This is a genomic window from Parapusillimonas granuli (assembly GCF_013416525.1).
Lineage (GTDB): Bacteria > Pseudomonadota > Gammaproteobacteria > Burkholderiales > Burkholderiaceae_B > Parapusillimonas > Parapusillimonas granuli.
The window spans coordinates 1-14514 of the sequence record NZ_JACCEM010000013.1; the positions used below are offsets into that span (position 1 = coordinate 1).

Below are 14514 nucleotides of genomic sequence, written 5' to 3' on the forward strand. Positions count from 1 at the left end.
CGCAACGGCGGCGCGCCGGCGCGCCCGGCGGCCCAGCCGGCCGGCATGGGCGCGATGGCCGCCGCCTTCGCCAAGCTCAGGAAATAAGCCATGGCCGAACCCGCATCCGGATACGAAAGCAAGCTGGGACGGCTGATCGGCCTGCTGAGCTGCGGCGACCTGGACGAGCACGAGACCCAGCGCATCGTCCAGGCCTGCGTCGCGGCGCGGCGCGACCCCGCCAAGACACTGCGCGAACTCTACGGCGCGGACGCCGCGAAAGTCGCGCAATACGATCCGGAGGGCGTCGCCGCCTTCATCGTATTCGTCGAGCTGGAAGACTATTTCGCCGTGGCCGACACGGTGGACGAGCTTTACGAGCAGGTCATCGACGCCTTCGAGCAGCCCGCCCTGCCCGACTACCCATACGACGACAACGACTTCCAGTCCGTGCCGGACTTCTATCGCTGGGTGGACGAGCAGCTGCTGCGCCACCACGAAAAGTACTGCCTGATCGAATTCGGCGAAAGCTATGCCAACGACTTCCAGGTCATATTGGTCCACCGTGCAACGGTGGACCAGACCCTGGATCTCTGCCGCGAACTGGGGCTGCACGCGGCGCGCTGCCTGTAGGGGGGATCAGCCCTCCAGCGTGCGCAAGGCCTCGGCGACGGCGTCGTGCCTGGCGGCGTCGAAGCGCGCAATGGCCGCGCCGTCGATGGAAAGGATCACGTCGCCGCCCTGGCGCGACGCGAAGCCGTCGAGGCCGGCCTCTTGCAAGGCCTTGATCGCGGCGCCCGCCGCCTTGGGGTCGTCAAAGGCTTCGGACAGGAACAGTTCCTGCCCATCGGCCGCCAGCAGGCGGAAACGGAAGCGCTTGCCCTCGTCCCGAAAACTGACCAGGCGCGCCGCGCGCTTGCCCGGCGCCTTCTTGCCGCCCGCGGCCGCGCCCGGGACCGCCGCCGCGCTGCTGCGCAGCCCCACGGCTTCCCGCAGCACTGCCATGAAGGGCGTGGCCAGGCGCCTGGCCTTCTCGGCGCCCGCCTGCAAGATGTCTTCGATGCGTTCCGGGTGCGCCATCAGTTCAGCATAGCGGTCGCGCATCGGGCCGATTTCCTGCTCGATGCGCTCGCATAGCATGGCTTTCGCGTCGCCCCAGCCCAGGCCCTGTTCGAGCTGCAGGCGAAAAGCGCCGGATTCCGCGGGCGTGGCGAACGCGCGGTACAGCGCGTACAGATGCGAACCTTCCGCGTCCTTGGGTTCGCCCGGTTCGCGCGAGTCGGTCACGATGCGCATGACCGCCGACCGCAGCGCCTTGGCGCCGCCTTCGAACAAGGGAATGGTGTTGTCGTAGCTCTTGGACATCTTGCGCCCGTCCAGCCCGGGCAGCGTGGCGACTTCCTCGTCTATCTGCACCTCGGGCAGGACGAAGAAGTCGGTGCCGTGGCCGTACAGGTGATTGAAGCGGCTGGCGATGTCGCGCGTCATTTCCAGATGCTGGATCTGGTCGCGTCCCACGGGAACCTTGTGCGCGTTGAACAGCAGGATGTCGGCGGCCATCAGTATGGGATAGGAAAACAGGCCCATGTTGATGCCGTCGTCCGGGTCGGCCTGCCGGGCCACGTTCTGGTCCACCGAGGCCTTGTAGGCGTGGGCGCGGTTCATCAGCCCCTTGGCCGTGACGCAGGTCAGGATCCAGCACAGCTCGGGGATCTCGGGCAGGTCGGACTGGCGGTAGAACGTGACCTTGTCCGTGTCCAGGCCGGCGGCGATCCAGGTGGCGGCGATCTCGAGCCGCGAGCGCGCCACGCGCTGCGGGTCGTCGCACTTGATCAGCGCGTGATAGTCGGCCATGAAATAGAACGCGTCCACGCCGGGCTGCGTGCTCGCCTGTATGGAAGGCCGTATCGCGCCCGCATAATTGCCCAGATGGGGCGTTCCGGAAGTCGTGATGCCAGTCAGTACGCGGGTATTCATAGATGGTTTCGAAATTCTTGAAGCATTAGAGGCCGGGCCGGCCGGGAAAAATCAGCTACAGCGTGACCGCCTCGCGCTTCTCGGATTCGAGGTATTCGCGCGACTGCATCTCGAGGATGCGCGAGACGGTGCGATGGAATTCGTTCGCCATGGGGCCCTGGGTGTAGAGCTCTTCGGGATCGCATTCGGCGGACATGATCAGCTTGACCCTGTGATCGTAGAATACATCGATCAGCCAGGTAAAGCGGCGCGCTTCGGAGGCCTGGCGCGGGCTCATGCGCGGCACGTCGGAAAGAATCACCGTCTGGAAGCGGCTCGCCAGTTCCAGGTAGTCGTTCTGCGAACGCGGCCCGCCGCACAAGGTGGCGAAGTCGAACCACACGATGTTGCCGCCCAGCGCCACGGCCTTGAGCTCGCGGTTCTCGACCGTCAGCACCGGTTTCATCGGCGCCGTGTCGAGCAGCCGGTCGAAGGCCTGCTGCAGTTCGGCCTGCGTGTCGGGGCCGATGGGCGTCAGGTACATGCGCACCTGCTCCAGGGTGCGGCGCCGGTAATCCGTTCCGACGTCGACGTTCAGGATGTCCATGCGCTCCTGGATGAGCTTGATGGCCGGCAGGATGCGGTCGCGGTGCAGACCGTCGGGATAGAGCGTGGAAGGCTCGTAGTTGGAGGTCATGACGAACGAGGTGCCGTATTCGAACAGGCGAAAGAGCAGCCTGTACAGAATCATGGCGTCGGCCACGTCGGACACGTGGAATTCGTCGAAGCAGATCAGGCGATACCGCTTGGCGATGCGCCGGGCGACTTCGTCCAGGGGATCCTGCTGGCCGCGGACGTCGTCCAGCTCTTTGTGCACGCCGCGCATGAATTCGTGGAAATGCACGCGGGTCTTGCGCTTGACCGGCACCGTCAGGTAGAAGGCGTCCATCAGGAAGCTCTTGCCGCGCCCCACCCCGCCCCACATGTACACGCCGCGCGGGACGTCCGGCCGCTTGAAGAGCTTGCGGAAGGTGGATGCGCGCGCCTTCTTGAACTCCACCCAGTCGTCGAAATACGCCTGCAGGCGCTCGATGGCCCGCAATTGGGCGTCATCGGAACGGTAACCCCGCTCTTCCAGGGCTTTGAAGTAGTACTCACGAACATTCATACTTTGCCTTGAGGCGGTTCGGCGGCAAAAAGCAGGGGCGGGCCATCGCCCGCCCTGCACTGGGTCACCGGATATGCGGCATGGAGGATCAGAAGTTCAGCGTGCGCTTGTCCACGGCCAGCGCGGCTTCCTTCATGGCTTCGGACAAGGTCGGGTGCGCATGGCAGATGCGCGCGATGTCTTCGGCCGCGCCGCGGAATTCCATGATGGTCACGGCTTCGGCGATGAGTTCCGAGGCCATGGGCCCGATGATATGCACGCCCAGGACTTCGTCGGTCTTGGCATCGGCCAGCACCTTGACGAAACCGGTGGTGTCGCCCAGCGCGCGCGCCCGGCCGTTGGCCATGAAGGGGAAGCTGCCGGCCTTGTATTCGCGGCCTTCGGTCTTGAGCTGCTGCTCGTTCTTGCCGACCCAGGCGATCTCGGGCGAGGTATAGATGACCGACGGTATGGTGCCGAAGTTGACGTGGCCATGCTGGCCGGCGATGCGTTCGGCCACGGCCACCCCTTCTTCTTCGGCCTTGTGGGCCAGCATGGGTCCGCGCACCACGTCGCCGACCGCCCAGACGTTGGGCAGGCTGGTCTTGCAGTCGTCGTCGACCACGATGAAGCCGCGCTCGTCGCGCTTCAGGCCGACGACGTCGGCGCCCAGGCCTTCAACGTTGGGCACACGCCCGATGGACACGATCAGCTTGTCGACCACGAGCTTCTGTTCGGCGCCGGCCGCATCGGCGTACTGGATGGTGACGGATTTGGCGCCGGTCTTGACCTCGGCGATCTTGACGCCGGTATGTATGGCCAGACCCTGCTTGGTCAAGGCCTTGTGCGCTTCCTTGGCGACCTGCTGGTCGGCGACGGCCAGGAAGTCGGGCATGGCTTCCAGCACCGTGACCTCGGCGCCCAGGCGGCGCCACACGCTGCCCAGCTCCAGGCCGATGACGCCCGCGCCGATCACGCCCAGTTTCTTGGGCACGGCCGGAATGCGCAAGGCGCCGTCGTTGGACAGCACCTGGGTTTCGTCGAAGGGCAGCCCGGGCAGTTCGCGCGGCGTGGAGCCGGTGGCGATGACGACGTGCTTGGCGACCAGGTCTTCTTCGGACTTGCCTTCGACCTTGATGTTCCAGCCGCCGTCGACGTGCGCGACGAAGGAGCCCTTGCCATGGAAGAAGGTGACCTTGTTCTTCTTGAACAAGTACAGGATGCCGTCGTTGTTCTGCTTCACGACGGTGTCCTTGCGGCCGATCAGGGTGTCGAGCTTCAGGCCCACGCCCTTGATTTCGATGCCGTGCTCGGCGAAATGGTGGTTGGCCTGCTCGTAGTGTTCGGAGGACTGCAGCAAGGCCTTGGAGGGTATGCAGCCCACGTTGGTGCAGGTGCCGCCGGGCGCGGGCTTGCCGTCGGGGGACGTCCAGGCGTCTATGCATGCCACGGTCATGCCCAGCTGTGCCGCGCGTATGGCGGCGATGTATCCGCCGGGACCCGCACCGATGACGACGACGTCGAATTGTTTAGCCATTTTTATCTCGATAAGAATAGGGTTGCCGCAAGGCCCGGATAGGGCTGCGTGTCGGAAGAGGCAAAAACCCCGGCAGGCGGGTCCAGGCGTGCCGGACCGCTACCGGGGTTTTCCTAGGCCGTTGCCTGCATTGCTCAGACGTCCAGCAGCAGGCGCTGAGGATCCTCGAGCGCTTCTTTCATGGCCACCAGGCCCAGCACCGCTTCGCGGCCGTCGATGATGCGGTGATCGTACGACAGGGCCAGGTAATTCATGGGGCGTATCACCACCTGGCCGTTTTCGGCCACCGGACGGTCCTTGGTGGCGTGGATGCCGAGAATGGCCGACTGCGGAGGATTGATGATGGGCGTGGACAGCATCGAGCCGAACACGCCGCCGTTGGAGATCGAGAACGTGCCGCCCGTGAGTTCTTCCAGGCTGAGCTTGCCGTCGCGCGCACGCGCGCCGAAATCGGCGATCTGCTTCTCGATGTCGGCGATGGAGAGCTGATCGGCGTTGCGCAGGATGGGCACCACCAGGCCGCGCGGGCTGCCGACCGCGATGCCGATGTCGAAATAGCCGTGGTAGATGATGTCCTTGCCGTCGACCGAGGCGTTCAGCACGGGGTATTTCTTGAGCGCCGCCACGGCAGCCTTCACGAAGAAGGAAGTGAAGCCCAGCTTGACGCCGTGTTCTTTCTCGAATTCGTCCTTGTACTTCTTGCGCAGGTCGAGGATGCCCTGCATGTTGACCTCGTTGAAGGTCGTGAGGATGGCGTTCTCGGATTGCGACTGCAGCAGGCGTTCGGCGACGCGGGCGCGCAGGCGGCTCATGGGCACGCGCTGTTCGGGGCGGCCGTCCAGCGACAGCGTGGGCGGCGCCACCGGAGCGGCCGCTTTCTTGGCGGGCGCGGCGCCGGCCTGCAGGGCGTCGCCCTTGGTGATGCGGCCGCCGCGGCCGGTGCCTTCGACACTGGCCGGATCCACGCCCTTGTCGGCCAGGATCTTGCCCGCGGCGGGCGAGGTGATGGCGGACGCGGCGGGCGCGGCAGCGGCGGCGGCCGGCGCCGAGGCGGGTGCCGCCGGAGCGGCGCCTGCGGCGGCGGGTGCGGCGGCGGCCTTGCCTTCGGTGTCGATGCGGGCAAGGACCTCACCGGACGTCACGGTGCTGCCGTCGCCCTTCACGATTTCCTTCAAGACGCCCCCGGCGGGCGCCGGCACTTCGAGCACGACCTTGTCGGTTTCGACTTCAATCAGGATTTCATCGGCTTCGACCGCTTCGCCAGGCTGCTTCTTCCAGTTGAGCAGCGTGGCTTCCGAAACGGATTCGGAAAGCTGGGGTACGAGAACGTCAGTAATTGCCATGGTGTGTATTCCGTTTGTGTAAGGTATTCGTTATTTGGCCAGGAAGGTCTTGAATTTGGGGGCGTAGGCCTGCTCGAGCAGCGCGCGCTGCTGCTCTTGGTGCTTGGCCAGATAGCCCACCGCGGGGGACGCCGATGCGGGCCGCCCGGCATAGCCCAGCTTTTGACCTTCGCTCATGTTCTCGTACAGGTGGTGCTGAATGTAGAACCAGGGGCCCTGGTTCTGCGGTTCGTCCTGGACCCACATGACTTCCTTGGCGTTCACGTATTTCTGCAGTTCCGCCTGGAAGGCCTTGTGCGCAAACGGGTACAGCTGTTCGATGCGCAGGATGGCGACATCGTTGCGGCCCGCGTCGTTGCGCGCATGGACCAAATCGTAATACACCTTGCCCGAGCACACCAGGACGCGCTTGACGCCGGCTGGATCGATATCGGCGTTCTGTTCGCCGATGACGGGCAGGAACTGGCTGGTGGCCAGATCGGAAAGCGGAGAGGCGGCGTCTTTGTTGCGCAGCAGCGACTTCGGCGTGAGGATCACCAGCGGCTTGCGGAACGGACGGATCATCTGGCGGCGCAGCACGTGGAAGATCTGGGCCCCCGTCGTGGGCTGGACCACCTGGATGTTGTTGTCGGCGCACAGCTGCAGGAAGCGTTCGATGCGGGCCGAGGAGTGCTCGGGGCCCTGGCCTTCGTAACCGTGCGGCAGCATGAGGGTCAGGCCGCACTGGCGGCCCCACTTGGCTTCGCCGGATGTGATGAACTGGTCGATGACGACCTGGGCGCCGTTGACGAAGTCGCCGAATTGCGCTTCCCAGATGGTCAGCGTATTGGGCTCGGCGGTGGCATAGCCGTATTCGAAGCCCAGGACGGCTTCCTCGGACAGCACCGAGTCGATGACGGTGAACGGCGCCTGGTTCTCGGAGACGTTCTGCAGCGGAATGTAGCTGCCGTCGTCCCAGCGTTCGCGCTTCTGGTCGTGCAGCACGGCATGGCGATGGGTGAAGGTGCCGCGGCCGGAGTCCTGGCCGGTGATGCGCACCGCATAGCCGCTGGCCACCAGGGTGGCGAAGGCCAGGTGCTCGCCCATGCCCCAGTCGACGTTCATTTCGCCCCGCGCCATGGCGCGGCGGTCATTCAGCAGCTTGTTGACCAGGGAGTGCGGCGTGAAGTTGTCGGGGACGGTAGTGAGCTTTTCGCCGATGCGGGTCAGTTCGGCGATGGGCACGCCGGTGTCGGCCGAGTCGGTCCATTTGGCGCCCAGGAAGGGCGACCAGTCGGTGGCGTACTTGTTCTTGTAGTCGGTGAGGACGGGCTCGATGGTGCGCTGGCCGTCTTCCATGAGCTGGCGGTAGTCCTTCACCAGCTGGTCGGGTTCGTCGGGCGACAGCACGCCCTGGGCGACCAGCCTGTCGGCATAGACCTTGCGGGTGCCGGGGTGCTTGCCGATGCTCTTGTACATCAGCGGCTGGGTCAGCGAGGGGGTGTCCTGCTCGTTGTGGCCCAGCTTGCGGAAGCAGACGATGTCGACCACGACGTCGTGGCGGAACTTCTGGCGGTAGTCCAGCGCCAGCTGGGTCACGTAGACGACGGCTTCGGGGTCGTCGCCGTTGACGTGGAACACCGGGGCTTCGATCATCTTGACGACGTCGGTGCAATACAGCGTGGAGCGCGTATCGCGGGGGTCGGAGGTGGTGAAGCCGATCTGGTTGTTGATGACGATGTGCAGCGTGCCGCCCGTGCCGTAGCCGCGGGTTTGCGCCAGGTTCAGGGTTTCCATGACCACGCCCTGCCCCGCGAAGGCCGCGTCGCCGTGCACCAGCACGGGCAGGACCTGGGAACCGTCGGTGTCGCCGCGGCGGTCCTGGCGCGCGCGCACGCTGCCTTCCACCACGGGGTTGACGATTTCGAGGTGGGACGGGTTGAACGCCAGCGACAGGTGCACGGGGCCGCCGCGCGTGGACAGGTCGCTGGAAAAGCCGTTGTGGTATTTGACGTCGCCGTCGGTCAGGCCTTCGGCGTGCTTGCCTTCGAATTCCGCGAACAGGTCGCCGGGCATCTTGCCCATGATGTTCACGAGCATGTTCAGGCGTCCGCGGTGCGCCATGCCGACGATGATTTCCTGCACGCCGTTTTCGCCGGCGTGGTTCACGACTTCATCCATGGCGGCGATGAAGCTTTCGCCCCCTTCGAGGGAGAAACGCTTCTGGCCGACATATTTGGTGTGCAGATAGCGTTCGAGGCCTTCGGCCTCGGTGACTTGCTGCAGGATGTGGCGTTTTTGCTCGGGCGTGAGGGTCAGCACGCCCATGGAGGATTCGAGCCTTTCCTGGATCCAGCGCTTGGCGGTGGGGTCGGAAATGTGCATGAATTCCGCGCCGATGTTGCGGCAATAGGTGTCACGCAAGGCCTTGAGCATGTCGCGCAAGGTCATGGTGTCGGCTTTGGTGAAATAGGTGTTGGTCGCCGCGTACACCTGGTCGAGGTCGGCTTCGGTCAGGCCGTAGGAACTGGGATCCAGCTCGGGGATGACCGGGCGGTCCTGGCGCTTCAAGGGGTCGAGGTCGGCCAGGCGCGAACCCAGCGAGCGATACGCCGCTATGATGGACTGGACATAGACCTGCTTGCTGGCCACCGAAAGGTCGGGTTCCTGGGCGCGCACGACGAAGGCGTTGGCCTTGGCGCGCTGGGCGAAGGATTCGATGACGGGGGCGTGGGCCTGATCGCGCGTGGTTTCCTTGCCGTCGGCCGCGGGCTGGTTTTGCAGCTGGTCGAAATACTGGCGCCACTTGTCCGGAACGGAGCCGGGATTGTCGAGATAGGACTCGTAGAGTTCCTCGACATAGGGGGCGTTGCTACCAAAAAGGTAAGAAGTTGATAAGAGTTCTATTTCCGATGACATATATGCGCTTCACCTATCCGAGTGTCTCACTCGTTATGATGCAGGAACACCTTCCGCGACACGGCCAGACCGATTAGCGGATAGCGGGGCAGAAGGCAACGTACGACGCCTTGATAAGCCGTATTCGCAGTAGTATACCCTCGAAGCTACAGGGGACAAACCCGCGGGGTGCAAACCGCCGGCAAAACGGCCAAAGCGTTGGCATTAACAAACACCTGGCCTCGTCCGCCTACATTTTCTTTACCCGGCCTGGCAATCCGGTTAACTTTTCTGTCTTTGTTTTTTACAGGAGCCGCACTCATGGACGCCAATGCCGACCTCGCAAAACTCGCCTTGGACTACCACGCCAACCCCACGCCCGGCAAAATCTCCGTCATGCCGACGAAGCCGCTGGCCAACCAGGACGATCTCTCCCTCGCCTATTCCCCGGGCGTCGCCGTTGCCTGCATGTCCATCCACGCCGAAGGCGAGCAGGCCGCATCCATGTACACCTCGCGCTCCAATCTGGTGGGCGTGATCACCAACGGCACGGCGGTGCTGGGCCTGGGCAACATCGGCCCGCTGGCCGCCAAGCCGGTCATGGAAGGCAAGGGCTGCCTGTTCAAGAAGTTCGCCGGCATCGACGTGTTCGACATCGAGCTGGCCGAAACCGACCCCGACAAGCTGGTGGACATCATCGCGGCGCTGGAGCCCACCCTGGGCGGCGTCAACCTGGAAGACATCAAGGCGCCGGAATGCTTCTATATCGAGAAGAAGCTGCGCGAGCGCATGAAGATCCCGGTCTTCCACGACGACCAGCACGGCACGGCCATCATTTCGTCGGCCGCCATCCTGAACGGCCTGAAGGTGGTCGACAAGCGGATCGGCGACGTCAAGCTGGTGTGCTCGGGCGCGGGCGCGGCCGCCATCGCCTGCCTGGACCTGCTGGTGCACCTGGGCGTCAAGAAGCAGAACATCTTCGTGGTGGATTCGCGCGGCGTGATCCGCGTCGGCCGCGACGAGAACATGGAGCCCAACAAGGCCCGCTACGCGCAGGACACCCAGGCCCGCACCCTGGCCGACGTCTGCGTCGACGCCGACGTGTTCCTGGGCTGCTCCGCCCCCGGCGTGCTGACGGCCGACATGCTCAAGACCATGGCGCCCAGCCCGCTCGTCCTGGCGCTGGCCAATCCCGAGCCCGAAATCCGCCCCGAGATCGCCAAGGCGGCGCGCCCCGACTGCATCATCGCGACCGGCCGGTCCGACTACCCCAACCAGGTCAACAACGTCCTGTGCTTCCCCTTCATCTTCCGCGGCGCGCTCGATGTCGGCGCCACCGTCATCAATGAAGAGATGAAGCTCGCCTGCGTCAAGGCCATCGCCGAGCTCGCCGAGGCCGAGCAGAACGACGAGGTCGCCACCGCCTACGCCGACCAGGACCTGGCCTTCGGACCCGACTACATCATCCCCAAGCCCTTCGATCCGCGCCTGATCGTCAAGATCGCGCCCGCGGTGGCCGAGGCCGCCGCCGCATCGGGCGTGGCCCGCCGCCCCATCGAGGACATCGAGGCCTATCGCCAGAAGCTGATGAGCCTGGTCTACCATACCGGCCAGCTGATGCGCCCGCTGTTCATGCAGGCCAAGACCGCGCCGAAACGCGTCATCTACGCCGACGGCGAAGACGAGCGCGTGCTGCGCGCCGCCCAGACGGTGGTCGACGAGAACATCGCCTTCCCCATCCTGGTGGGCCGCCCGGCGGTGATCAACATGCGCATCGAGAAATTCGGCTTGCGGCTTGCGGCCGGCCGCAACATCGAGATCGTCGATCCCGAGAACGATGCGCGCTTCAATGAAACCTGGCAGGCCTATTACAAGCTCAAGGGCCGCGACGGCGTCACGCCCGACATCGCCAAAGCCATGGTGCGCAAGCACAATTCGCTGATCGGCGTGATGCTCCTGCAGCGCGGCGACGCGGACGCCATGCTGTGCGGCGTCAGCAGCCGCTTCGACAATCAGCTGAAGTACGTGGAGGAGGTCATCGGCCTGAAGCAGGGGGCCAAGACTTTCGCGGCGATGAACGTGCTGATGCTGCCGACGCAGACCCTTTTCATTTGCGACACGCACGTGAACGAGGACCCGGACGCGGAGCAGATCGCCGACATGACGATCCAGGCGGCCGAAGAAATGCAGCGCTTCGGCGTGGTGCCGAAGGTGGCTCTGCTGTCGCATTCGAACTTCGGAAGCCGCAGCACGAAGTCTTCGCGCAAGATGGCCGAGGCCCGCCGCATTCTGTCGGAACGCGCGCCGCATCTGGAAGTGGACGGCGAAATGCATGCCGACTCGGCGCTGTCGGAGAAGATCCGCAACAAGGCTTATCCGGATTCCGCGCTGAAGGGGCCGGCCAATCTGCTGATCATGCCCAATCTGGACACGGGGAACATCACCTACAACATGCTGAAGATGACGGGCAGCAATGGCGTGGCGATGGGCCCGGTGTTGCTGGGGGCGGCTCGGCCGGTGCACATTCTCACCACCAGCTCCACGGTGCGCCGCATCGTGAACATGACGACGCTGGCGGTGGTGGATGCGCAGCAGGAGGCCGGGCAGGTATCGCTGTAGGCGGGTGCCGGCCGTTTGGGTTTCAAGGGGCGGGGCGCCGGGCGCCTTGCCTGAAACCCGCCGGCTTCACACGCCCTCGACCACATACATGTTCATCACCGCCGCGCGCTCCCGCGCATGCCGGGCGCGCCTGTACTGGGCGGAGTTGTAGAACGCCCGCGCCGCGGCCATGTTCGGAAACTGCAGCACCACCGTGCGGCCCGGGTCGCGGCCCTCCAGCGTTTCCGACTTGCCCCCGCGCACCAGCACCTTCACATCGTGCGCGCGCATGGCCAGCGTGGAAAAGCGCCGATATTCCTCGTATTTTTCAGGGTTCGTGACGAAAACGTTAGCAATTACGTAAGCCGCCATACTCAGTCTCGCGATCGTAGCCTCGACGATCGACAATATACAGGACGAAATCCTCTTTGAGACCGAGCGATGACCCTTAGTATCCGCGGATCCTAGTCCTGCGCCAGCACGCCGCTGCCCTTCACATAGCGGTCGATGCCGGCCAGCGATTCCAGCAGGCGGCGCATCTGGTCCAGCGGCACGGCGTTGGGGCCGTCGGACAGGGCCTGGTCCGGGTGCGGATGCGTTTCCATGAACACGCCCGAGACCCCCACGGCCACGGCGGCGCGCGCCAGGACGGGTACGAATTCGCGCTGGCCGCCGGAACTGGTGCCCTGCCCGCCCGGCAGCTGCACCGAATGCGTGGCGTCGAACACGACCGGACAGCTGGTTTCGCGCATGATGGCCAGCGACCGCATGTCGGAAACCAGGTTGTTGTAGCCGAAGGACGCGCCCCGCTCGCACACCAGGATGTTGTGGCCGTCGCCGCCCGCCGCCAGGGCGGCGGCGCGCGCCTTGGCGACGACCTGCGTCATGTCGTGCGGCGCGAGGAACTGGCCCTTCTTGATGTTGACGGGCTTGAGGGTTGCGGCGCAGGCCTGGATGAAATCGGTCTGGCGGCAAAGAAAGGCCGGCGTCTGCAGGACGTCCACCACCTCCGCCACCACCGCCACCTGCTCCACCGTGTGGACGTCGGTCAGGACCGGCACGCCCAGCTGGTCGCGCACGTCGGCCAGGATGCGCAGGCCTTCGTCCTGCCCGGGCCCGCGATACGACGCGCCGGAGCTGCGGTTGGCCTTGTCGAAGGAGCTTTTGTAGATGAACGGTATGCCGAGCTCGGCCGTCATCTCTTTCAAGATGCCGGCCGTATCGAAGGCCAATTGGCGCGACTCGATGACGCAGGGGCCCGCGATCAGGAAAAACGGATGCTCGAGACCCGCGTCAAAACCGCATAGTTTCATGATTCCGCCTTGCGTTGGGCCTGGCGCTCGATCGCCGCGCGGATGTAGCTGCTGAACAGCGGATGGCCGTCGCGCGGCGTGGAGGTGAACTCCGGGTGGAATTGCACGCCCATGAACCAGGGATGGCTGGGCAGCTCCATGATCTCAGGCAGGTTTTCGGTGGGTGTGCGGGCGCTGATGACCATGCCGGCCTCTTCGAGGCGGGGGACGTAGACGTTGTTGACCTCGTAGCGGTGGCGATGGCGTTCGTTGACCTCGTTGCCGTAGATCTGGCTGGCGCGCGTGCCGGGCTTGACCGGACAGCGCTGCGCGCCCTTGCGCATCGTGCCGCCCAGGTCGGAGTTCTGGTCGCGCTTTTCCAGCTTGCCCTCGCGGTCCTGCCACTCGGTGATGAGCGCCACGACTGGATGCGGGGCCGAAGGGTCGAACTCGGTGCTGTTGGCGCCGCCCAGCCCGGCCACGTGCCGGGCGAACTCGACCACCGCCAGCTGCATGCCCAGGCAGATGCCCAGATAGGGCACCTTGTTTTCGCGGGCATAGCGGATGGCTTTGATCTTGCCTTCGGTACCCCGCTTGCCGAAGCCGCCCGGCACCAGGATGGCGTCTAGGTCCTCCAGGCAGGCGGTGCCCTCGGCCTCGATCTGCTCGGAATCCAGGTACACGATCTCCACCTTGGAACGCGTATGGATGCCGGCATGCACCAGCGCTTCGCTGAGCGACTTGTAGGATTCGGTCAGGTCGACATACTTGCCCACCATGCCGATGCGAACGTGGTGCACGGGGTTCTCGATGGCGTCGACCAGGCGTTCCCACATGGTCAGGTCGGCCGGCGGCGGCGTGAGCGCCAGCGCGTCGCAGACCAGGTTGTCCAGCCCCTGCTTGTGCAGCATGGCCGGAATCTTGTAGATGGAATCGGCGTCCCAGACCGAAATGACGGCGTCCAGGGGCACGTTGGAGAACAGCGAGATCTTGGCGCGCTCTTCGTCGGGAATGGGCCGGTCGGCGCGGCACAGCAGCGCATTGGGATAGATGCCGATTTCGCGCAGCTTCTGGACCGAATGCTGCGTGGGCTTGGTCTTGAGCTCGCCGGCCGAGGCGATGAAAGGCACCAGGGTCAGGTGCACGAAGGCGGCGTTGTTGCGCCCCAGGCGCAGGCTCATCTGCCGCGCGGCTTCCAGGAAGGGCAAGGACTCGATGTCGCCCACCGTTCCGCCGATCTCCACGATGGCGACGTCGGTCTCGCCGTTCCAGGCCGCCTTGGCCCCGCGGGCGATGAAATCCTGGATTTCATTGGTGATGTGCGGAATCACCTGCACCGTCTTGCCCAGATAATCGCCGCGGCGCTCTTTGCGCAGCACGGATTCGTAGATCTGGCCGGTGGTGAAGTTGTTGACCTTGCGCATGCGCGCGGAAATGAAGCGCTCGTAGTGCCCGAGATCGAGGTCGGTTTCCGCGCCGTCCTCGGTGACGAAGACCTCGCCGTGCTGGAAGGGGCTCATGGTGCCCGGATCGACGTTGATGTAGGGATCGAGCTTGAGCAGCGTGACGCGCAGGCCCCGGGATTCCAGGATGGCGGCAAGAGAAGCGGCGGCTATGCCCTTACCCAGGGAGGACACGACGCCCCCCGTGACAAATACATATTTGGTCATTGTGTAACATGCCCGGGACGACCGGACAGGAGCGGGAAATTTGGATTATAGCCGGGACCCGGCTGCTTGTTCCGCCCCCGAGTTGCCTTGGGGCGGCCCGGCGGCAAAATAAGGT

At 64.8% G+C, this 14514-nt stretch carries 10 protein-coding genes; 2 read left to right on the forward strand and 8 right to left on the reverse strand.

Features of this window, described 5'->3' with window-relative positions; genetic code table 11:
* The first annotated feature begins 90 nt into the window (after nt 1-90).
* Entirely contained in the window at nt 91-612 is a 522-nt protein-coding gene (locus tag H0A72_RS19700; protein WP_180158226.1) for a hypothetical protein, read from the forward strand.
* Between the two features lie 6 nt (nt 613-618).
* Here H0A72_RS19700 and H0A72_RS19705 read toward each other — a convergent pair whose 3' ends face one another.
* The 5 genes from H0A72_RS19705 to H0A72_RS19725 form a co-directional block, all read right to left on the reverse strand.
* A complete protein-coding gene (locus tag H0A72_RS19705) occupies nt 619-1956 on the reverse strand; it encodes a tryptophan--tRNA ligase (protein ID WP_180158227.1) in 1338 nt (445 codons plus the stop codon).
* A 55-nt stretch (nt 1957-2011) separates the two neighbouring features.
* Nucleotides 2012-3103 (reverse strand): cell division protein ZapE, encoded by a 1092-nt coding sequence (gene zapE / locus H0A72_RS19710; RefSeq protein ID WP_180158228.1) that lies wholly within the window; start codon nt 3101-3103, stop codon nt 2012-2014.
* 88 nt (nt 3104-3191) lie between these two features.
* Nucleotides 3192-4619 (reverse strand): dihydrolipoyl dehydrogenase, encoded by a 1428-nt coding sequence (lpdA, locus tag H0A72_RS19715; protein WP_180158229.1) that lies wholly within the window; start codon nt 4617-4619, stop codon nt 3192-3194.
* Nucleotides 4620-4753: 134 nt separating this feature from the next.
* Nucleotides 4754-5962 carry a 2-oxoglutarate dehydrogenase complex dihydrolipoyllysine-residue succinyltransferase gene (gene odhB / locus H0A72_RS19720; protein WP_180158230.1) on the reverse strand — a complete coding sequence of 403 codons (1209 nt, stop codon included), beginning with the start codon at nt 5960-5962 and terminating at the stop codon, nt 4754-4756.
* Nucleotides 5963-5992: 30 nt separating this feature from the next.
* Entirely contained in the window at nt 5993-8860 is a 2868-nt protein-coding gene (locus H0A72_RS19725; protein ID WP_180158231.1) for a 2-oxoglutarate dehydrogenase E1 component, read from the reverse strand.
* Between the two features lie 300 nt (nt 8861-9160).
* On the opposite strand from H0A72_RS19725, the gene H0A72_RS19730 reads away from it, so the two are divergent.
* Complete coding sequence (locus H0A72_RS19730) at nt 9161-11458, forward strand: NADP-dependent malic enzyme (protein ID WP_180158232.1); 2298 nt, start codon at nt 9161-9163, stop codon at nt 11456-11458.
* A 66-nt stretch (nt 11459-11524) separates the two neighbouring features.
* Here H0A72_RS19730 and H0A72_RS19735 read toward each other — a convergent pair whose 3' ends face one another.
* From H0A72_RS19735 to pyrG, 3 genes are all read right to left on the reverse strand, one after another.
* Nucleotides 11525-11809, reverse strand: coding sequence for a DUF1330 domain-containing protein (locus H0A72_RS19735; RefSeq protein WP_180158233.1), 285 nt, complete (start codon nt 11807-11809; stop codon nt 11525-11527).
* 92 nt (nt 11810-11901) lie between these two features.
* Nucleotides 11902-12750, reverse strand: a complete 849-nt coding sequence (gene kdsA / locus H0A72_RS19740; protein WP_180158234.1) for a 3-deoxy-8-phosphooctulonate synthase — start codon at nt 12748-12750, stop codon at nt 11902-11904.
* Nucleotides 12747-14399, reverse strand: a complete 1653-nt coding sequence (pyrG, locus tag H0A72_RS19745) for a CTP synthase (RefSeq protein ID WP_180158235.1) — start codon at nt 14397-14399, stop codon at nt 12747-12749. Before pyrG ends, kdsA begins: the two co-directional genes overlap by 4 nt.
* Between the last annotated feature and the right edge of the window lie 115 nt (nt 14400-14514).